We start from the raw sequence: 19,408 nt of genomic DNA, 5'->3' as shown, positions 1-19,408 counted from the left end.
AGCTAAAAATGGAAAAATTAACGTCATGTGATAACGCGACTGCGTTGCCAGCGTGGTGATACGAAATAGTCTGGCCTGTACTGTAAGATAGCCACACAACCGGTCATTTAGATATCCGGTTAACCGATAATTTTGTGTCAGACGGTAAATAAGGCACATTTAGGGAAAAGAGAGACGACCAACCTCGTAGTGTTGCGTGTGCAGTGCATTTTGCGCAGGCGCTTTTGTCCACAGGCAAAATGCTATGCGCCGCCAGTGAAAGGTATCCAGAGCAGAGACGCGTGCTACAGCCCCGGATTGATTTGTGCACTGAGTAAGCCCGGAAAGTTCGCTGTAAGCAGGAACGCGACTCACCGCCAGGGATGCAAAGCCAGCATGCGAGATATCTGGCCCTAAGTCAGCCGATAAGACCGGAAAGGTGTGCACCTGTGGCCAGCCGAAATCCTCGGTAAGTTTTTTAAAACCGGCCCCGGACAGAAAACGGTGCAGGCTTTCTGCGTTCTGCCACAGATAAAATGGCGCATAGCTGTTTTCTTCACTGTATGTCGGGCTGTTGGATTTGCAGGCATAAAGCCAGGCTTTAAACAGGAGACCCGGAAAGCCATCCATCTTATGCCCATGGTCATTAATCCGGCGTTTAATGATTGTCATGTCATAATCAGCAGGAAGAACAAACCGATATTGCATAGCAAGCATACTTTTCTCCTTAAGCGTGTGGAATAGCCGTCAGGCTAAACATTTTCCCATGACTGAAAGACCAGTCTTCAGATTGTGTGAAATGAATAATGACCATGACATCGCGGGGGTTTATGCCAATCGCTTGTTCAAGACGCCCGATCAGATCGCGATAAAAAGCCTGCTTTTGTTGAGTGCTGCGCGCTTTACCGGCGGTAACAGTAAACATAAGGAAGTCATCGCTACGGCCCGCTTCCCCGTCACACAGATAGTGCCGATCAAAAATGCGGCTACGTTCGTCATAACAATCAAAAAACTGAAAGCAGTCACCGCGTGGTACGGCAAACGACGCTTCAAGTGACTGCTGTAAAGCATCAGAAACAGCCTCTCGCCACTGCTGAAAACGCGGTGTTGAGATAGCGATACGAGTGACAGGCATACAGGCTCCTTACTCAGGCTGTGCATTTTTGAAGACGGTCAACGCAGAAACGGCATTTGGCCATCCGCAATAAAAGGCAAGATGCGTTATCACTTCCGTTATTTCCTCATCAGAAACCCCATTCTTCCGCGCGAACTGAAGATGCCAGTCCAGTTGCTCATGTCGAGACAGCGCAATAAGTGCACTGACCGTCACTAAGCTTCTGTCCCGCGGGGAAAGCGCTTCCCGCTGCCAGATATCGCCAAACAACACCTCTTCACTGAGCAATGCCAGCTTTGGGGCAAGTTCAGCCATGTTTTCTCGGGTCACCTTTATAGCGTTCATTTATCTTCCTCTGGTGGATGTGGTAAAAAGATAAAACGCCTTGATAATTTATAAAATCAGAAATAATGGGACACTTAATCCCAAAAAACAGGACAGATAATGGCTAAAAGACCCGTTACGTTCGATGCGGAAACCTTACGCACTTTTGTGACCGGCATTGAGCTGGGTAGCTTTGCTTCTGCCGCTGAACGCTTAGGTCGTTCAACATCGGCCGTAAGCGCCCAACTTAAAAAGCTCGAACAACAGGCAGGTGCAGCGCTGGTGCAAAAGTCAGGGCGACATCTGGTTCTTACAGCCCAGGGGGAAATTATGCTTGCTTACGCGCGCAGGCTCATGAGTTTGAACGATGAAGCTTATGCAGCCGTTAAGGCCGTTGGTATCCGTGGCGAGCTACGTCTGGGTTTACAGGAAGACTTTGGAGAGTCACTCCTTCCCACCATTCTTGGACAATTTTCACGTGCGCATCCCGATGTGCAGATATCAGCAACGGTCACCCGTAATAAACCTCTGTTAGAAGCTATTCGCCAAAATGAACTCGATATCGCACTGAGTTGGCAGGGTAAAGAGAGCAGTGCTTATAGCCAGTCGCTTGGCACGTTACCGCTATGCTGGATAGGCGCAAAGGATCTGGATATCGGCACATTTTTCTTGCAGAACCGACCGTTGCCGTTACTGGTTTTTGATGCACCCTGTATGATGCGTAGCGCAGCGACAGCCGCACTGGACAGTATGAATATCCCGTGGCGTATTGCGTTTACCAGCAGAAGCCTGAGCGGTATATGGGCGGCGGCCGCAGCGGGGCTGGGCATTACGCTACGCACTGAAACAGGCATACCGTCATCGTTAGGGATTATTACCGGGCAAAAATTGCCTGATGCAGGAAGCATTGGCGTCACGCTGCATTACGCAGAAAAAAACGTATCCGCAGCAGCAGCCTCACTCTGCCAGATGATAAAAGTACACTTTCCCGGTGCTCAGGCGCACTGACAGATTAAGGCGTTATTTTTACTCTCGGTTATAAATATTCATGCTGTCCTGGTGAGTATGAAAACAAGAGACAATATTTCAGCGCGACAACATATCTCTGTCCCACCAGCCGCTGATAGCACGATGAGCCAGGCGGAAAATACATAGCCAGGGTCTGAATGACACCACATTCATTTAATCGATCGATGAACGGTTAAGCGGGTGGCGTTAGCGCACGCTGGCTTAACAGGGTTCGCCGTCTCAGCTAAGCGCCATCTTTCTCTACATCGCCATTACGCCTTAACTTACCCGCCGCTCCGCGCCTGATTCGGGCACCTTAATGATTTCACTTACAGTATGATGTAACTAAATCATCTTTAAAAAGAGGGGAAAAGAGGTCTGATTAGGAATGGTGGTGATTAAACGCGATTTAATGTCCTTGAGCAGTGGCTTACCTCTCCCTCAAAGCCATGTAACCTGAGTGTGTTATCGTCTATTTCCACCCGCGCAAAGGGCGCATCTGACGGACCATCCAGCATTCCCTTCATAGTGAAAAACTCGGTGTGCCCGATACGTGCATAGCCGCCACGGTGATCGTGCCCGGCAAAACAGGCGCGTACCCGATAGCGAGTAAATAAATCCACCAACTCTCCGGCATTCATCAACATATGTGTATTCTCGGGTGCCAGCGGATAATGCCCCAATACCACGACGCTTTCCCCGCACTGTTGGGCGGCCTGTAACTGCTGCTCAATCCAGTCCAGTTGCTGTTTACCCACTGCGCCATTCCAGGGCTGTGCCTGGGGCTGCTGCTGGCGCTGGAGTCGGGCCAGCAACGCCGCGGCCTGTTCACGGTCTGTGCCGTTGAGTGCATTGCAGTAAACACTGATATCGTTGCCATCGTAGACAATGAAACGCCATCCGTTGAAACGGAAGGCGTAATAGCTCTTAGGTAAGGGAAGCTTTCCCTCAAGCCGTGCGGCTATGGTCTGCGCATCGTGATTACCCAACACCACGGCATGAGGATGCTGTAAGCCTTGATACACAGGCAGCACCGCCGCATAGCTTTGCCAGTCGCGATCGACCAGATCGCCCAGCGTGACAACAAAATCGAGCGGCTGCGCGTTAAGCACCCCGATGGCCCGCTGTAGCTTTTGTAGTCCGTTGCGATAATAGAGATTATTGTCGATATCCGGCTCGATATCCGCATATTGCGGATCGGCAATCAGACCAAAACAAACCCTGTTATCCCCTGTCGCCACAGTTCGCAGCGACGGCGGTTGATACAGCTGAGCGACTTCCGCCAGTAATGCGCGTTGTGGCAGACTAAGCGAGTGAGGCATTAACATGCGGGACACCTTAACGTATGCCAGCACGCATAAACGACTGGATAAACTGGCGCTGGAAAATCAGAAACAGCAGCAGTAACGGCAGCGTTGTCATGATCGTCGCCGCCCCAATAAGCGCCCACTGAACGCCCTGCTCCGGCGAAGAAAATAACTGCAGCCCGACCGTTAATGGCCGCACTTTAACAGAATCGGTAATCACCAGTGGCCAGAGAAAATCATTCCAGTGGAAGCTAACAGATACCAGTGCAAAGGCGATATAAATCGGCCTGGCCAGCGGGATATAAATTTTACGTAAAATATAAAACCGGCTGGCACCTTCCACGACAGCCGCTTCTTCCAGTACCACAGGAATGCTTTTAAACGTCTGGCGCAGCAGGAAGATGGCAAAGGCCGAGGCGAAATAGGGTAAGGCAATGCCAGTCAAGGTATCGCGCAACCCGAGCGCGCCAATCGTTTTGTAATTGTTGAGGATCAACACATCGGGGCTGATCATCAGCTGTAACAGGATAAGCGCAAATAAAACCCCCGAATACTTCAGGCGAAAACGCACCAAAGCGTAAGCCGCCATGGTGGCCAGCACCAGCTGACATACGACGATCATTAACACCAGCAAAATGGTGTTGAGAAAGTAGCGGGCAAAGGGCGCAGCGTGCCAGGCGTCAATAAAATTCTGCAGCGTCAGGGGAGCAAAGAGCGTAAAGCTCCCCTGCTCTGCCGCGGGATGTATCGCCACCCACAGCGCGACCAGGATGGGAAGTAACCATAGCACTGCCATCAGCCAGATAACGGCATTCAGGCACAGGCGACCAACAGCACATTGAGGCTTCATTGATAATGGGCTCGCTTGTCCAGTAACCTAAACTTAACCACAGCAATAGCCGCTAAAATCAGCAGTAACACCACGGTCATTGCCGCCGCTGCCGGTAAATCCCAGTAACTGAATGCGGTGCGGTAGATGTAAAACAGTAACAGGCTGCTACTGTTGTCCGGGCCGCCATTGGTCATGGCAATCACCTGATCGACAATGCGAAATGCGTTCATTGATGCGTTGATTAGCACAAATAACGTGGTCGGCATCAGTAATGGCCACTGGACACGCCGGAAGAAATATCCGTGAGATGCACCTTCAATTTGTGCCGCTTCACTCAGTCGCGGATCAATCTGCTGCAGAGCGGCCAGATAGAAGATCATAAAGAATCCGGCTTCACGCCAGACGGAGACCGCCATCAGACACCACAGCGAGGTGCCTGGCTCCCCGAGCCAGTTAATGGGGGCAAAGGAAAACAGCGCCAGCAGCTTGTTCAGCAGGCCAAGCTGCGGCGTGTAAAAAAACAGCCACAGGTTGGCAATGGCAATCATTGGCAGCAGAGAAGGAATAAAAAACGCCGCACGAACCACCGCATTCCCTGCCAGCCGCCGGTTAACGGCCAGCGCCATCAGTAAAGCCAGCGTGACCGCCAGCGGAATAGTGATCAGGGCATACAGCAGGTTATTCCACAACGAGCGGATAAACACATCGTCATCCAGCAGCGCAGCATAGTTATCCAGCCCAACAAACTGGGCCGGATGACCATTACGTGAGGCGCTGAACAGACTTTCCCACACCGTCGCCAGTGCAGGATAGTGGGTAAAGAGCAGCAAAAAAACCAGTGCCGGTAAAATCAGCAGATAGCCACACAGCTGTAATGACCCGCCACCAGAGCGAGAGGCTGACGCTGCCGGTGTAAGAATGCGCATCGCCATAGCGTTACTGGTAAGCCTTCAGCAAACGATCGGCCTGTTTCTGCGCCGCTTCCAGAGCTTCTGCTGGTGTTTTAGCCTGGGTAATGGCGGCTTCAATGGCGTGGTTCAGCGCCTCCTGAATTTGTACGCTGTTGTAGGTCGACAGTTCTGGCTGGGCATATTTGAGTTGCTCACGAGCCACCAGCGCCTGGGGTACCTGTTTCACATACGCTTCCATTGCCGGTGTTTCCCATGCGGCGGGAGAGGTCGCCACGTAGCCGGTGGCAATACTCCAGCGAGCGGCCTGTTCAGGGGCGGTGACCCAACGGATAAATTCCATTGCCGCTTTCTGCTGCGCTGCCGATGCATTTTTGAAGACGTAAAGATTCCCGCCGCCGGTTGGGCTACCGCGCTGGGTTTTTTCAGGAAGCATTGCGATGCCAAACGGGAATTTGGCATTTTTGCGCACGACACTCAGGTTCCCGGTGGTCGTCACCATCATCGCAGTTTTGCCACTGAGAAAATCCTGCGGCGTCGTGCCCCAGGCGATAGCGCCTTTCGGTGAAACGCCTTCTTTCTGGCCTAAATCGGCCAGCCATTGCAGCGTTTCACTATTTTTAGGTGTATTAAAATAGACGGCGGTGCCCTTGCCGTTATCAAGATGCGCGCCGTTTGTCGCAGCAAACCCCTGAAACACCCAGTAGCCATTGGGCGTAGTCGGGATTTCAATGCCCCACTGGCTGACGTTATCACCGTCTTTCACGACCAGTTTTTTACCAAAGTCCACCACCTGCTGCCAGTTCGCCGGCGGTGTATCCGCATCCAGACCCGCTTTTTCAAACGCCTGCTTATTCCAGTACAGCACCACCGTCGAGCGCTGAAAAGGAACGCCCCACACTTTACCGTTGATATGACGCAAAAAAGCAGGATAGAAGCTGTCGATCCATTTTTTACCGTCATCGTCCTTTGCCAGGTCGCTGGCCGCCACAATGGCACCCGCGTCCATCAGTGAATAGGCTTCGATATCACCAATGACCGCCATTTGCGGTGCATTACCGCCGCGAAACGCAGTCAACGCTTTGGTCACCGTCGTGGCGTAGTCACCGGTATATACCGGCTGAATACTGACTTCAGGATGAATTTTTTCGAAATCAGCGACCAGTGCTTCGACGGTGTGGCTGATTTCTCCGCCCACCGCGATGGGATAGTACATCTGCAACTTAACCGGATCGGCGGCAAAAACCGACGCGCTCGTTGCGATAAGCAATGCAGGAAGCAGATGTGACAGACGAATGGCAGACATGATTTTCCCTTAGGTAAAAAGACCGTTAAACCGCATATTTTTTGGATGACACAGACATCAGCTGCTCAGCGTGCAAACAGCGTTTACCGCTATCAGTTGAAAACAGGTATTGCTTATCGGCAGGCCATTGCAGCCCGGTCAGGCTTCCCTCGATAAACCGTTTCATTCCCGGAACCGTGACGGTTAACGACGCATGGCTGTGAGCAAGCTGGCACTGTAATAAGGTGTCCGCCCCCATATATTCATAACTCACGACGTTGGCCGTCAGCGCCGCGCCATCGGCGTTAATGAGCTGGATATCTTCTGCCCTGATCCCAAGGCTGAGCGCGCCATTGCTAAAACCTTCAACGACGGGCTGCGTAAGCGGGCTCAGGTAGTGATTCGTGTGGTCAAAGGTCAGCGGTAAGATATTCATGGGCGGTGCGCCTATAAACTGTGCCGCAAACACACTGGCTGGATTGTTATAGAGGTTATCTGGCGTGTCATGCTGCTCAATTCGCCCCTCATTCAGCAAGATGATGCTGTCGGCCATGCTCATCGCTTCTGTCTGATCGTGCGTCACGTAGAGCATCGTCAGCCCCAGTTTTTTCTGTAAGGCACGAATTTCACGACGCATGCTTTGGCGCAGTTTGGCATCAAGGTTAGAAAGGGGTTCATCCATCAGGCACAGCGTATTGTTAGCGATAACGGCACGGCCTAACGCCACCCGCTGTTGTTGACCACCGGACAGTTGGGACGGTAAGCGATCCAGCAACGTCTCAAGTTCCATCAGCTTACTGACCTGACGCAGACGATCGGCAAACGTGAGTTTATCCTCACCACGGGCTTTTAAACCGAACAACAAATTCTCTTTGACGCTCAGATGAGGAAATAACGCATACGACTGAAACACCATGGAAAGCTTGCGCTGGGAGGGCGGTAAGTGGGTGATATCCAGATGGTTAAAACTGACCGATCCGTTGTCGGCCGTCTCCAGCCCGGCAATGGTGCGGAGTAAGGTCGATTTACCGCAGCCTGAAGGGCCCAACAGTGCAACAAACGTCCCTTCTGCGGCGTCAAAATTGATATTATCCAGCGCGATTTTCTCGCCCCAGCGTTTGGTGATGTTATGAAGCGCCAAATGGCTCATACATGCGCCGCTTTGCAAATGAGAATTGCAGTAAGCTAGCGGAGAAAAATGAACGATTTATGGCTGAAAAATGACAGAAAAATGATAAGCCTGCTTTTAATCATCCAGGCTTATCCTTCATCAGTTGCCCGTACCCTGTTTATCCCTTCAGACAGGTATCCGCCTTTCCCGTGTGGTGGCGAGGCCTGCCGCACCCTTCCCGCCAGCGTGCCACTCGCCAGAGTGGTAAAAACGCAAACCGGGTGTTATCTCAGGCACATTAGTCATGCTTAACGTCTCCAGGTTGCCTGCCCGTTAAATTTGTTATTAATCGACAGGTTAAGGCCAGTGCGGTTAAAGAGTGGCAGGCATAAATTTGTTATCCTCAGGCAACTGAATTTTAGGTTAACGTTTTGGAGCAACGATGAGCGATATTATTAACCTGTTTACCAGCCATAAAAGTGAACGCAGCTTTACCGACCAACCCGTCGACGATGCCATCCTGGATCGCATCATCAGCACCGCCTATCGCGCGCCGACTTCTGTTAATTCACAGCAGGTTTCACTGGTCGTCACGCGGGATGCCGGGAAACGTCAGGCGATCTCCCAGATTGCCGGTGGACAGCCGTGGATTGCTAAGGCCCCGGTGTTTATTACCCTGGTGCTAGACATGCATAAATCCCGTATGGCAATGGCGGCAGTAGGCAAAGAGCAGGTTGCTCAGGAAAGTATTGAGAGTATTGTTTCTGGCGCTACCGATGTCGGCATTGCGCTGGGAAGTATCATGGCAGCAGCCCGGGCAGAAGGCTTAGGCATCGTGCCCATCGGGGGGATTCGCCGCGATCCTGACGCGATGATCTCACTGCTTAATTTGCCAGAATATACGTTCCCGGTGGCGGGCGTCGTGATTGGGTATGTCGATCAACCCGCATTTCAGAAACCACGCCTGCCGATGCAAACCTTCCGTCATGAAGAAAGCTATCACACCGAAGGTCTGGAGCAGCAAATCGCGGCTTACAATGCTGAAATGGTTCAGCACTGGCAAGCAACCGGGCGTGCGGATGGCGAAAGCTGGAGCGACAGCGTGAGCGGATATTACCAGCACATCTATTTCCCCAACGTCCTGCCAGCGCTGCACAAGCAGGGATTCGGTAGCGACAAATAATCTTTACCCGCCCGGGCAATGCCCGGGCGGTTTCCCTGCCAGATCGGCTCGACGTGAGCTAGATGCTGGCCCCGTTTCGTCCCTGGTGTTTGACACGATAGAGCGCTTCATCCGCGCGTTTAATCAATAATCCTGCGCTTTCCGGTCCTTCCCCGGGCGCCGAAGACGCCACGCCAGCGCTTAACGTTACGCACCCCGTCTCCAGCCCCGTAGAAGTATGCGGTATAGCTAACGCTCTGACCGCCTCAACCACACTCAGCGCCATCCTTAATGCATCCTCGGCACGGGTATCGGCTAGCACGATGGCAAATTCTTCACCGCCATAACGGGCCGCAATATCGGTCCGACGCTGGGCGAACGTTTTCAGCACACGGCCCACCTGTTGTAAACAGGCGTCACCTGCAACGTGACCGTAGGTATCGTTGTAGCGTTTGAAATAATCGATATCGAAAAGTATCAACGATACCGGTCCTCCGCTACTGCGTCCGTGCAACAGGCTTTTTTTCAGAAAGTGGTCAAAATAACGACGGTTGGCCAGTCCGGTTAGCCCATCGGCGTTCGCCAGATTTTCCAGCGAGTGGTTGGCGGCGGTGAGTTCATCCCTGAGATGGGTTAATTCAATTTGGTAGCGTAAACTGCGCCGGGCTTCATGCCGCATTAACATCCACAGCAGGATGATCGCCATCAGTAGCACCAGACTCAGTACCACTCCCTGCACCCTGCTTTCAGCCCAGTGCACAAAAAGCCCTTGTTTATCAAAGCCGGCGGCAACGACGAAAGGATAACGGCTTGAGCTAGCGAAGCCAAAAATGCGCGTTATACCGTCAACTTCAGCCTTCCACTGACCACTACCGCGCTGTGAATTTTCGAGTAACTGATGGAAAAGCGGGCTGGATGAGAGGTTTTTACCAATGTAGCTGTCTGGCAAAGGGCGAGCATAAAGCACAGTGCTGTCTGCCAGCATCAGCGCCAGTAAATCCTTGGGGCCAATGACAAAATAATCATAGTAATGGCGAAAGTAATCGACACTCACCGTGGCAAGAAGTACACCACGGAAATCACCGTAGTTATCGCTGACGCGCAAAGAAACAGGGATCACGTAGCGTTCCGAACTGCGGCTACGTAGAGCGGGCCCGACGTGCACGCTGTTACGGGGATTATTGCGATGGTAGGCAAAATATTCCCGATCGGCGTTATTTGCTGAAGGTGTCTGCGTTAAGGAACTGGCTATCCATTTACCCTGCGCGTCGTAATAAAAGATGCCATCCATCTGAGGCAGACGGCTCTGTAAGGTGCGCATGATGTTATTGATTGCTGAAACATCCACGCCGGTCTCAGTCTGGGACTCAATTTCTCGCTGGACTTCACGCAGTGACAGTTCTGTCTGGAGAAACGTGTCTTCTGCCTGACGAGCCTGTGCCAGAGAAAGATCGATCGCGCGCTCTTCAGCTAATCGAACCGTCCTTTGCCAGTCCAGGTGAAGCGTCCAGACATTAACAACAATCACGCCAATCGTTAATAAACTCCCCGCCAGGGTAATACTTCTGAGCAGCGGCGAAATGCGCATCATTGCAACATCTTTTTTTCGACGTAATTCCATGCCGGTTTACCATTCTCTCGCTACGGGATAATGCAAAATATCAGAAACAGCGTGTTATCAATCACATCCTGACGGAATACTTATATCAGCTGTTTTCAGTTTAGAGTAAAGGAGAGGCTTCAGTATAGCGTTGCGCGCGGTCAGAAATGTGTTCAGAAGGCATGTAGCTGACTGCCGTAATAAGCAGCCGGGTCTTATCCGGGGACTACACCGATGTCACGGCGATTCTCCACGTCCACGGGGACGTGGAGAAAAAGCGACTAGCGTCGGCGACGCCACCACCAAAACAGCAGCAGTACGACCGCCAGCACAGCCACCGCTAAGCCTGCGCGGGCTAGCGGCAAGAGTAGTGATGGCTCGCCGCCCTGACGCAGTGATTTCACCCGGTCCGGGGTAATGCGCACCGCACTGTTACCGATATCCTGCATAACATAATTGGTGACGTCAGCAATTTGCGTATCATCCAGCGTATGGGCAAAGCCAATCATACCCTGCCCCTTCGCTGGCCAGACACCGCCAAGCACAGCCATGGCAACGTTATCCGCCGTAGGTTTCTCTAATACCGGATGTTTAGTCAGGGCGGGGAAACCCGTTAAGCCCTGTCCTTCCAGGTTATGGCACGAGGCACAATTATTGCGGTACACCCGCTCGCCATCCGTCATATCCGATAACATATCTGGCGTATCATCACCGGTTACTGGTGTGAGTCCGCTGGCCGGTTCCTGTACATCTGACTCGGTGTCGCTGTCTTCCTGCTCGGCGACAGGCATCAGATAGGTCGCAATCGCGTTCCGGTCTTCCGGCGTCATCCTGGAAAAGCTTTTATCGATGGCTTCAAGCATCGGACCCGCTGCGGTCGCCCCGTTATCGGCGTGACCGCTCGCCAGATAGGCAGCCAGCGATTCTCGTGACCACTGATCGTCACTCTGTAAGGTATTCGCCGTGATATCCGGCGCAAACCAGGTTCCCAAAGAAGCACCCTGTAGCGATTTGCTCTGTTGCTCCGCCATCAAAAAATTCCGCGGCGTATGGCAGGTGCTGCAGTGGGTTAATCCTTCGACCAGATAAGCGCCACGGTTCCATTCTGCCGACTGGCTGGGATCGGGCCTGAAGGGTTTCGTGTCGAGGAACAGTACATTCCATGCAGCCATACTAAAACGCAGGTTGAACGGAAAAGGCAGCGCGGTTTTTTCCGGCTGTGTGTCAACGGCTTTGACGCCATGCATAAAGTAAGCATAAAGCGCCGAAACATCGCTGTCGCTCACTTTGGCATAAGCGGTGTAAGGCATGGCGGGATAAAGATGGCTGCCATCGGCACGCATGCCCCTGCGTAGCGCATCGGCAAACTGTTTCTCGCTGTAGTCACCTATGCCGGCCGTTTTTGATGGCGTAATATTGGTGCTGAAAATGATCCCTAATGGGCTACCAATGGCATGTCCGCCGCTAAAGGGTGCCTTGCCTTCATCTGTGTGGCAGGCGGCACAATCCCCAGCGACAGCAAGGTATTCACCCCGTTTTATAAGGTCAGTCTGGCTTTCTGCCTGCGCACTGCCGTGGATTGCAGTGAGCATGAGCACCACTAAAGGCAGTAACCGACTTAATCGCTTACCCATGCTGTGTCTCCTGCAAAATCTTGTCAGCGGTGCGCAGCGCAAGCGCCATGGCGGTGAGCGTAACATTACAGGTACCAACCGTTGGCATCACGCCGGTACCGACCATGAACAGGTTTTCATGATCGTGCGCCCGTCCCCAGGCATCAGTTACGCTGGTGGCGGGATCGTTCCCCATCGACAGGGTGCCGGTGATATGTTGGCGATTGGAGAATTTGCCGCTTTTGCTGTGCTGGATATTGGTTGCGCCAAGCTTGGCCGCTATCGCGTCATAGCACTCACGCGTTTTTTCTGTGCCTTTCTGCACATAGTCATCCACATCCCAGAACAACGCAGGTGTGGGTAATCCCAATGCATCTTTATTGCGGCTTAAGGTCACGCGATTGTCAGGATTGGGGAGCTGCTCCAGCGCATTTTTAATGCTAAGACGGCGTGCCGCACGGAAACGGACTTGCTCCTGGAGTTTTTTACCAAAGTATCCCTCTTCCAGCACTTCTTTTGTCACCGCCGCCACCTGCGAGGCATTGGAGATATCCAGACGGAATGGCGCATGTTCGCGGCGGAATTCGCCGTCTCTGAACTGACCAATCGAGCACGGGCTGACAGGGCCGCGTCCCGGCCAGATCTCCTCATCTACGTCGAAGGTGACGCCAATCGCGGGATGATCGCAGAGATGACGCCCGACAGTATCCCGGGCATTGGCAATTCCCTGCGGAAATTTATCGCTGGTGGACATCAGTAACAGCTTCGGCGTTTCAATCGCGTTGGCCGCGAGGACAAATGTCTGCGCCGTGATGCGATGGCTGGTTTTATTCCAGTCATAATAGTTCGCGGCAACAATCCTGCCCTGCGCATCGTGTACAAGCTGATAAACCACCGCTTCGGTAATGACCTGGACGCCGCTGTCTTCTGCCTGTTGGGCGGCCAGCCCACCATGATACTGCGCATCAATCGGGCACAACGGCATACAGTTATTGTTGCCGCAGCAGGCTGGTCGACCATCATAACTACGGCTGTTGCGCCCCGTGCTGTCATCCAGCACGGTGAAGTCTGGCTCGAGCCGTGCCGTTACACGTTGCTGTAGCCATGACGCCGGTACGCGCTCCATCGGGAAAGGCTTGCTACGTGGCGATCCGTTATCCGGCGATCCCCCGACGCCAGCAATAACTTCCGCCTCATAGTAATAGGGTTCCAGATCCTGATAGCCAATCGGCCAGTCTTTTCCCACGCCATAACGTGTGTATTGCTGGAAATCATTGGGCACAAAGCGCCACAGTTGGGCAGCCCAGTGCCAGCTGGTGCCACCAAAGATGCGGATGTACTGTGCATTAAACGCCTGCGGGCCTAATTGCTGCAGATAGTCGTTGGGTTCAGGTGTATATCGCGGCTGCGGCGCCATGGGCGAAAAGGGATAAGGCGACATAAAGTCAGACTTAAAGGCGGAGCTACGGAAGCGCTCGACCAGCTCATCCCGGCCGACTTTCGGCCCGGACTCAAGTAATACAACGGTTTTACCGGCTTTAGCCAATCGGGTAGCCAGCAATGCGCCATTCACGCCCGCGCCAATCACGACGACATCAGCCGACTCATTCTTCTTCATTGATGACATTACTCTTAAAAAGGATCACGGTTGACTCGCCCAACTGCCACAGACGCCATATGAGAAGCTCGGCGGAACCAGTTTGTCATTGACGACCTGATTCGCAAGGGTGTTGATGTAGGTGATGTATCGCGCATTTTTACCTTTCCCCACCACCCCGGTGTACCAACCGCTAAGAATGGCGCCCGCCAGCTTCGCACAGCCCGCATCGCTCTCGGCAAACTGCAAACGTTCCTGTTGCAACAGATCGGTCTGACGCGTCAGCAGGTTACTTAAATGTACCAGTGCAGCCGAGAAATTCTTTTGCGTCTGGCTTAAGGTGTCATACAGCGCACTGCCCACGGTTTCGTTAAGCTCATCCCGCTGTGTGAGTTGCTGAGAAACCTGCATGAAAACGTCCAGCTCATCAGCCTGGGCGTCCGGTTGGGCGGCATTAAGGCGAGCCAGGGGGAGCAGATGTCCGGCGGCGCTGGTCACAGCCACCAGTCCGACCATCTTCAGCACGCGTCGGCGTGAATAGTGATTCATGATATCTTCCAGTAAAAGCCGCCTGTCGCTGGCAGCAAATCAGTCTGCGGAATACGGGTGATGATGAGGGTAGTGTCCATGATGTCAGACATGTCGCCGCCGGGGTTAAGAGCGAAAGCCTGACGCGTTCGCGCCTGAACCTGCGCGTAAGAGAAAATCAACTGAGGTTGCAGAATCACGTCATCCGATTCTCTCCATGCCTGCGAATCATGGACGTCTCTTTTTTAATAATCCACTGGTAATTAACCAAATCATAACAATCTGCAGAGGATAAACCTGATAGTTGTTTGGGTTATAAATATATTAAATCGATATTAAACAAATTTGATACAAAGCGGAACTCACCCGCAGAACCGGCCATGCTGCACGGCATCACGATCTCCGCTTAGCCCGTCAGCCTGTCCTGAGGCAATTGCCTCTGGGGCTGGCTGAAGTAAACTGCTCTTCTGTCCTACTGTAGCGGCAGAATTTCTCAAGGAAACGGAGTCGATAATGCCCCCTTTGCGTTTACTGTTATCAGAATCGAACGATCCCTGGTTCAACCTGGCGGTGGAGGAGTGTATTTTTCGCCAGATGCCGGCGAGCCAGCGGGTACTGTTTTTGTGGCGAAATGCAGAAACCGTGGTGATTGGTCGGGCGCAAAACCCGTGGAAAGAGTGTAATACGCGTCGAATGGCAGAGGATGGCATCAAACTGGCGCGGCGCAGCAGCGGGGGCGGAGCGGTATTCCATGACCTGGGAAACTGCTGCTTTACATTTATGGCGGGCAAACCCGAGTATGACAAAAGTGTCTCAACCGCCATCATCCTGCAGGCACTGGCAAAGCTGGGCGTGAATGCCCAGGCGTCCGGACGCAACGACCTGGTGATCGATACGGATGAAGGCGTGCGCAAAATTTCCGGTTCGGCTTATCGTGAAACCCCCGATCGTGGCTTCCATCATGGCACAATCCTGATGAATGCCGATCTGTCACGCCTGGCAAATTATCTCAATCCGGATAGCAAAAAATTACAGGCTAAAGGGATCGCCTCGGTACGTGCACGCGTAACCAATCTGCAAACCCTGGTTCCCGATATTCGCTACGAACATATCTGCCACGCTATCACTGAAGCCTGTTTTGAACATTTTGCCACGCGCTGTGAACCCGAGCACATCTCACCCGACCGGCTGCCCGACCTGCCCGGCTTTGAACAACAGTTTGCCCGGCAAAGCAGTTGGGAATGGAATTTTGGTCAGGCGCCGGACTTTTCACACGTACTGGATAATCGTTTCGTCTGGGGCGGTGTGGAAATCCATTTTGACGTTGAGCGCGGCACGATTAGCCGCTGCCAGATTTTCAGTGACAGCCTGAATCCTGCGCCTCTGGAAATGCTGGCCTCGCGCTTACAGGGGGCAGCCTATCAACCTGATGTGATGGCGCAGCACATTGAAGCGTTAAAAGCGGAATACCCACTGCAGCAACATGAACTGGACGAACTGACGCCATGGCTGGTGGCAAGCGTCAGTTAACAAGTGATGCGCGGCTGCCTTTGCCAATGCCCGCCAGCATGTGGGCAACGACAGGTGACGTTACTGCCGTGCCGTTGCCCCTTTCGCGCTTAGCTTCCTGTATTCACGCGCTGACCTATATCCTTGAGTTGCGAGTATTTTTCAAGCAGGCGCGGCCCGTCATCCAGGCTCATTGCGAACATCCACAGATAGGTCATCACGGAATAGATATGTCCTGCATCACCAATCCCTTTTCGGGTCATGGCGAGGATCGTAAAAGCAAACAGCAGCGCCGCAGCCGTACCGATGGTCAAAAAACCCAGTGCCTCACGATCGGAGAGTCCAATACGTAATCGCGCCAGTACAGCGTAGTGCTTCGCCAGTGTGGGTGCCTGTGCCATCGTCACCAGACTCACCTCTTTTTCAAGCCGGTTATTCAGACGACCAAACAACGCCTCATTCTTGCGTGAGAAGCCGGGTAAAAAACAGGCAAGAACCAACAAAATGATCACACAGCCCACGCCGGTCCAGAATTCAATCACCAGCAACATGATCGCTGCGCCGCTGATCGATGCCAGAGAAGTGATCAGCATGGGCAGATGAAGTTCGAAAAAATCCACAAACTCACGTGACAACGTCACACGAGCGGCAACCGTTGACGCATTATGCTTTTCGTGACGCTGCGCCACGATAACCGGCACCGCCAGTTCGGCATAAATACGGGCGAAGGTGCGGGTATCGACGCTGCGTCTTGCGGCTCCGATGACCCACATCGTAAATACCATGACTGCATAGAGCGCCTGCCCGGTGACAATGGCGTTTATGGCAAACCCGGCTAATAGCGGATAAAGCAGGTAGGTGACGTTTTCTGCCACGACTAAAAGCAGAGTGAGCGCGAGCTTTTTATTATGACGTCGACCTAACCTCTTTAAGGTCGCAATAGCGTTTGGTGGTGCGAGATCCGGTGGTGTCGTTCGGGAAGAACACATGATTTTCTTTTCTTAAACGGTTAGAATTGAGCGAATGCTCAAGTACCAGCGCATCGTATTTGAGCGTTTGCTCAAAGTCAATTCGGGAGTGATGATGAAAGCACCAATGGCAACATCCGGGGAAACCTTGAAAGAAAAAATCCTTACAGGCGCCGTCGCGCTTTTTATCGAAAAAGGCATTGAGAAAGCCACGACGCGGGAATTAACGGAATCGCTGGGTATATCGCGTAGCCATATTTATCACTATTTCCCTGACTGGCACACGCTTACCTTAACCGCGCTGGAACACTTCATGCAGCGCGAGTTAGAGGAATTTACCGCTGAACTGGCCGGCCTGGAACCTGAGCAGCAACTACACTGTATGATTGAAGGCCATATACCTGATACTTCAGATTCGGTCTGGCGGCTCTATGCTTCTTTCTGGCAGATGGCAGCGCATAACGCCGATTACGCAGACTTAGCCGACAAGATTACGGCAGGCTGGGATGCGCTGCTCTGTGACATTATTCGTGCTGGCGTTGCAGAGGGTTGTTTTCATACGGATGATGTCGCGCGCAGCGCGCGCCAACTCAACGCCATGCTTAATGGCTATGCTGACATGTTGAGCATTAAATCTTCGCCAGAAAAAATTGAGCAGGTCATGGCCGACATTAATCACTTTATACAATTTATGTGTTAACGGAGCGGGAAGGACGCAAAGCGTCTTTTTTTCGCGTATTGGCTTTAATGGAATGTTAAATAGAAGTTATACGAATATTCATTCTTAGCTTTTTAGTGTGTCATTCAGATGGCGTGCGTTTTACATTTTGTTGGTTGATTAATCTCAAATTTTATCGCTTATCTGTCCTGAAATGCTTGCTAACACACTTTATTTTTCGCTGGCAGATTCTCACGGGAATGCGGTAAGCAGGTGTTTTTAGGCGCTTTATTGTTTACTCATTTTAACATAAGCGGTTTACCTCGCTTCCCTTTTCGGGCTAAGTCGCTGGTTTATAAAGTAAATACATCCACAAATCCTTATAAAATTAATCATTGAGTCCTGTGTTAAAAAACCCTATATTGGCCGCGTTTTTAACACCAGCTCTAAATTTTATTCACTTATCCAACTGCAGCGTGATGCCACGCCCGGTTGTAGGAGAGATATGATGACGGATAAAGTCCGTATTGATAGTTTGAATGCGAATACATTAAACGGTAACAATGAGACTTATCTGGCCCGCCAGGCCGAGTTTGAATCAAATGTTCGAAGTTATCCGCGTAAATTACCGTTAGCGATTGCGAAAGCTAATGGTGTCTGGATCACAGACGTCGAGAACAAACAGTATCTTGACTGTCTTGCCGGTGCCGGAACGCTTGCGTTAGGTCATAATCACCCTGACGTACTGCAAAGCATCCAAAATGTCATTACCAGCGGCTTGCCGTTACATACTCTGGATCTGACCACGCCATTAAAAGATGCGTTCTCAGAATATCTGCTCTCCCTGTTACCGGGTCAGGGCAAAGAATATTGCCTGCAATTCACCGGGCCTTCCGGCGCGGATGCGGTCGAAGCGGCGCTCAAGCTGGCGAAGAAACACACCGGCCGTTCAGGTGTGATCAGCTTCTCCGGCGGTTATCACGGCATGACGCACGGTGCACTGGCTGTTACCGGCAACCTGTCACCTAAAGAAGCCGTCAATGGCATGATGCCAGAAGTCCAGTTTATGCCTTACCCGCATCTGTACCGCTGCCCGCTGGGCATTGGTGGTGACGCCGGTGTGAAAGCCCTGACCTACTACTTCGAAAACCTGATCAACGATGTTGAAAGTGGTGTCCGTAAACCTGCTGCTGTGATTCTCGAAGCGGTTCAGGGTGAAGGCGGCGTGAATCCGGCACCGGCTGAATGGCTGCAACGCATCCGTAAAGTGACGCAGGAGCACGGTATCCTGCTGATTCTGGATGAAGTTCAGGCAGGATTTGCCCGTACCGGTAAATTCTTCGCGTTTGAGCATGCCGGCATTGAGCCCGATATTATCGTGATGTCAAAAGCGGTAGGCGGCGGTTTACCGTTAGCCGTGCTGGGGATCAAAAAGCAGTTTGATGCCTGGTCACCGGGCCATCATACCGGCACGTTCCGTGGCAACCAGCTGGCGATGGCGACGGGCCTGACAACGCTGAAGCTGCTGAAAGAAAACAATATCGCTGACAGCGTCGCGAAAAAAGGTGAGTGGCTGAAAGGCAAACTTGGCGAACTGCAGCAACGCTATCCGGCCATCGGTAACGTGCGTGGTCTTGGCCTGATGCTCGGTATTGAAATGGTCAAGCCAAACGACGCGCAGGATCATATGGGCTGCTACCCGGCTGACGGTGATTTATCCGCTCTCGTTCAGAAAAAATGCTTCGAAAATGGCCTGATCCTTGAGCGCGGTGGACGCCACGGCAGCGTATTACGTCTGCTGCCTTCCCTGCTGATCAATCATGATGAAATGCAGGTCTTCCTGGATAAATTTGAAAGCGCCCTGCTTGCCGCTGGCGTCGAAGCAGTTTGAGTGGAGTAAAGTCG

The 19,408-nt window shown here is 52.4% G+C and carries 19 protein-coding genes; 5 read left to right on the top strand and 14 right to left on the bottom strand.

Features of this window, described 5'->3' with window-relative positions:
- Positions 1 to 159: 159 nt before the first annotated feature.
- From NR177_RS10700 to NR177_RS10690, 3 genes are read right to left on the bottom strand one after another with little or no spacing between them, the layout of a single operon-like run.
- A complete protein-coding gene (locus NR177_RS10700) occupies positions 160 to 696 on the bottom strand; it encodes a DUF4865 family protein (RefSeq protein ID WP_145394336.1) in 537 nt (178 codons plus the stop codon).
- A gap of 10 nt (positions 697 to 706) precedes the next feature.
- Positions 707 to 1,114, bottom strand: a complete 408-nt coding sequence (locus NR177_RS10695) for a tautomerase family protein (protein WP_109717762.1) — start codon at positions 1,112 to 1,114, stop codon at positions 707 to 709.
- Positions 1,115 to 1,123: 9 nt separating this feature from the next.
- On the bottom strand, positions 1,124 to 1,438 hold the full coding sequence (locus tag NR177_RS10690) for a carboxymuconolactone decarboxylase family protein (protein WP_063877069.1): 315 nt from the start codon (positions 1,436 to 1,438) through the stop codon (positions 1,124 to 1,126).
- A 99-nt stretch (positions 1,439 to 1,537) separates the two neighbouring features.
- Between NR177_RS10690 and NR177_RS10685 the strand changes: the two genes are divergently transcribed.
- Positions 1,538 to 2,425, top strand: a complete 888-nt coding sequence (locus NR177_RS10685; RefSeq protein ID WP_256852875.1) for a LysR substrate-binding domain-containing protein — start codon at positions 1,538 to 1,540, stop codon at positions 2,423 to 2,425.
- 398 nt (positions 2,426 to 2,823) lie between these two features.
- Here NR177_RS10685 and NR177_RS10680 read toward each other — a convergent pair whose 3' ends face one another.
- Genes NR177_RS10680 through NR177_RS10660 form a run of 5 tightly spaced genes read right to left on the bottom strand, consistent with a single transcriptional unit; the run spans position 2,824 to position 7,907 of the window.
- A complete protein-coding gene (locus tag NR177_RS10680) occupies positions 2,824 to 3,753 on the bottom strand; it encodes a metallophosphoesterase (RefSeq protein WP_256852874.1) in 930 nt (309 codons plus the stop codon).
- 10 nt (positions 3,754 to 3,763) lie between these two features.
- Positions 3,764 to 4,582, bottom strand: a complete 819-nt coding sequence (locus tag NR177_RS10675; protein WP_256852873.1) for a carbohydrate ABC transporter permease — start codon at positions 4,580 to 4,582, stop codon at positions 3,764 to 3,766.
- Complete coding sequence (locus tag NR177_RS10670; RefSeq protein WP_145394434.1) at positions 4,579 to 5,490, bottom strand: carbohydrate ABC transporter permease; 912 nt, start codon at positions 5,488 to 5,490, stop codon at positions 4,579 to 4,581. Before NR177_RS10670 ends, NR177_RS10675 begins: the two co-directional genes overlap by 4 nt.
- A gap of 10 nt (positions 5,491 to 5,500) precedes the next feature.
- Positions 5,501 to 6,778 carry an ABC transporter substrate-binding protein gene (locus tag NR177_RS10665; RefSeq protein ID WP_145394333.1) on the bottom strand — a complete coding sequence of 426 codons (1,278 nt, stop codon included), beginning with the start codon at positions 6,776 to 6,778 and terminating at the stop codon, positions 5,501 to 5,503.
- Positions 6,779 to 6,803: 25 nt separating this feature from the next.
- Positions 6,804 to 7,907, bottom strand: coding sequence for an ABC transporter ATP-binding protein (locus NR177_RS10660; protein ID WP_145394332.1), 1,104 nt, complete (start codon positions 7,905 to 7,907; stop codon positions 6,804 to 6,806).
- 403 nt (positions 7,908 to 8,310) lie between these two features.
- Here NR177_RS10660 and NR177_RS10655 point away from each other — a divergent pair, with 403 nt between their 5' ends.
- Positions 8,311 to 9,051: a nitroreductase family protein gene (locus NR177_RS10655; RefSeq protein ID WP_063877062.1), complete on the top strand. Its 741-nt coding sequence runs from the start codon at positions 8,311 to 8,313 to the stop codon at positions 9,049 to 9,051.
- 58 nt (positions 9,052 to 9,109) lie between these two features.
- On the opposite strand, the gene NR177_RS10650 is transcribed toward NR177_RS10655, so the two are convergent.
- From NR177_RS10650 to NR177_RS10630, 5 genes are all read right to left on the bottom strand, one after another.
- Entirely contained in the window at positions 9,110 to 10,651 is a 1,542-nt protein-coding gene (locus NR177_RS10650; protein ID WP_145394331.1) for a sensor domain-containing diguanylate cyclase, read from the bottom strand.
- Positions 10,652 to 10,911: 260 nt separating this feature from the next.
- The gene (locus NR177_RS10645; RefSeq protein WP_256852872.1) at positions 10,912 to 12,264 is read right to left on the bottom strand and encodes a cytochrome c; all 1,353 of its coding nucleotides are present in this window, start codon (positions 12,262 to 12,264) and stop codon (positions 10,912 to 10,914) included.
- The gene (locus tag NR177_RS10640; protein WP_256852871.1) at positions 12,257 to 13,861 is read right to left on the bottom strand and encodes a GMC family oxidoreductase; all 1,605 of its coding nucleotides are present in this window, start codon (positions 13,859 to 13,861) and stop codon (positions 12,257 to 12,259) included. Before NR177_RS10640 ends, NR177_RS10645 begins: the two co-directional genes overlap by 8 nt.
- 24 nt (positions 13,862 to 13,885) lie before the next feature.
- Entirely contained in the window at positions 13,886 to 14,389 is a 504-nt protein-coding gene (locus NR177_RS10635; RefSeq protein ID WP_063877058.1) for a sugar dehydrogenase complex small subunit, read from the bottom strand.
- A complete protein-coding gene (locus NR177_RS10630) occupies positions 14,386 to 14,568 on the bottom strand; it encodes a hypothetical protein (protein ID WP_109717752.1) in 183 nt (60 codons plus the stop codon). The genes NR177_RS10635 and NR177_RS10630 overlap by 4 nt, the downstream gene beginning before the upstream one ends.
- A gap of 313 nt (positions 14,569 to 14,881) precedes the next feature.
- On the opposite strand from NR177_RS10630, the gene NR177_RS10625 reads away from it, so the two are divergent.
- On the top strand, positions 14,882 to 15,898 hold the full coding sequence (locus tag NR177_RS10625; protein ID WP_256852870.1) for a lipoate--protein ligase A: 1,017 nt from the start codon (positions 14,882 to 14,884) through the stop codon (positions 15,896 to 15,898).
- A gap of 89 nt (positions 15,899 to 15,987) precedes the next feature.
- Here NR177_RS10625 and NR177_RS10620 read toward each other — a convergent pair whose 3' ends face one another.
- Positions 15,988 to 16,866, bottom strand: coding sequence for an ABC transporter six-transmembrane domain-containing protein (locus NR177_RS10620; RefSeq protein WP_256852869.1), 879 nt, complete (start codon positions 16,864 to 16,866; stop codon positions 15,988 to 15,990).
- 94 nt (positions 16,867 to 16,960) lie between these two features.
- Here NR177_RS10620 and NR177_RS10615 point away from each other — a divergent pair, with 94 nt between their 5' ends.
- A complete protein-coding gene (locus tag NR177_RS10615; protein WP_256852897.1) occupies positions 16,961 to 17,545 on the top strand; it encodes a TetR/AcrR family transcriptional regulator in 585 nt (194 codons plus the stop codon).
- Between the two features lie 466 nt (positions 17,546 to 18,011).
- On the top strand, positions 18,012 to 19,394 hold the full coding sequence (locus tag NR177_RS10610; RefSeq protein WP_172896980.1) for a diaminobutyrate--2-oxoglutarate transaminase: 1,383 nt from the start codon (positions 18,012 to 18,014) through the stop codon (positions 19,392 to 19,394).
- The last annotated feature ends 14 nt before the right edge of the window (positions 19,395 to 19,408 follow it).

Source organism: Pantoea sp. Fr+CA_20, assembly GCF_024520835.1.
Classification (GTDB): Bacteria; Pseudomonadota; Gammaproteobacteria; order Enterobacterales; family Enterobacteriaceae; genus Pantoea; species Pantoea allii.
The sequence above is the reverse complement of the archived record's forward strand: the minus strand, read 5'-3'. Positions and strand labels throughout refer to the sequence as shown.

Bases quoted from the DNA above. Each gene is read 5' to 3' on its own strand.
- NR177_RS10700 (WP_145394336.1), bottom strand. From the start codon at position 696: ATGCTTGCTATGCAATATCGGTTTGTTCTTCCTGCTGATTATGACATG.
- NR177_RS10695 (WP_109717762.1), bottom strand. From the start codon at position 1,114: ATGCCTGTCACTCGTATCGCTATCTCAACACCGCGTTTTCAGCAGTGG.
- NR177_RS10690 (WP_063877069.1), bottom strand. From the start codon at position 1,438: ATGAACGCTATAAAGGTGACCCGAGAAAACATGGCTGAACTTGCCCCA.
- NR177_RS10685 (WP_256852875.1), top strand. From the start codon at position 1,538: ATGGCTAAAAGACCCGTTACGTTCGATGCGGAAACCTTACGCACTTTT.
- NR177_RS10680 (WP_256852874.1), bottom strand. From the start codon at position 3,753: ATGTTAATGCCTCACTCGCTTAGTCTGCCACAACGCGCATTACTGGCG.
- NR177_RS10675 (WP_256852873.1), bottom strand. From the start codon at position 4,582: ATGAAGCCTCAATGTGCTGTTGGTCGCCTGTGCCTGAATGCCGTTATC.
- NR177_RS10670 (WP_145394434.1), bottom strand. From the start codon at position 5,490: ATGCGCATTCTTACACCGGCAGCGTCAGCCTCTCGCTCTGGTGGCGGG.
- NR177_RS10665 (WP_145394333.1), bottom strand. From the start codon at position 6,778: ATGTCTGCCATTCGTCTGTCACATCTGCTTCCTGCATTGCTTATCGCA.
- NR177_RS10660 (WP_145394332.1), bottom strand. From the start codon at position 7,907: ATGAGCCATTTGGCGCTTCATAACATCACCAAACGCTGGGGCGAGAAA.
- NR177_RS10655 (WP_063877062.1), top strand. From the start codon at position 8,311: ATGAGCGATATTATTAACCTGTTTACCAGCCATAAAAGTGAACGCAGC.
- NR177_RS10650 (WP_145394331.1), bottom strand. From the start codon at position 10,651: ATGGAATTACGTCGAAAAAAAGATGTTGCAATGATGCGCATTTCGCCG.
- NR177_RS10645 (WP_256852872.1), bottom strand. From the start codon at position 12,264: ATGGGTAAGCGATTAAGTCGGTTACTGCCTTTAGTGGTGCTCATGCTC.
- NR177_RS10640 (WP_256852871.1), bottom strand. From the start codon at position 13,861: ATGAAGAAGAATGAGTCGGCTGATGTCGTCGTGATTGGCGCGGGCGTG.
- NR177_RS10635 (WP_063877058.1), bottom strand. From the start codon at position 14,389: ATGAATCACTATTCACGCCGACGCGTGCTGAAGATGGTCGGACTGGTG.
- NR177_RS10625 (WP_256852870.1), top strand. From the start codon at position 14,882: ATGCCCCCTTTGCGTTTACTGTTATCAGAATCGAACGATCCCTGGTTC.
- NR177_RS10620 (WP_256852869.1), bottom strand. From the start codon at position 16,866: ATGTGTTCTTCCCGAACGACACCACCGGATCTCGCACCACCAAACGCT.
- NR177_RS10615 (WP_256852897.1), top strand. From the start codon at position 16,961: ATGAAAGCACCAATGGCAACATCCGGGGAAACCTTGAAAGAAAAAATC.
- NR177_RS10610 (WP_172896980.1), top strand. From the start codon at position 18,012: ATGACGGATAAAGTCCGTATTGATAGTTTGAATGCGAATACATTAAAC.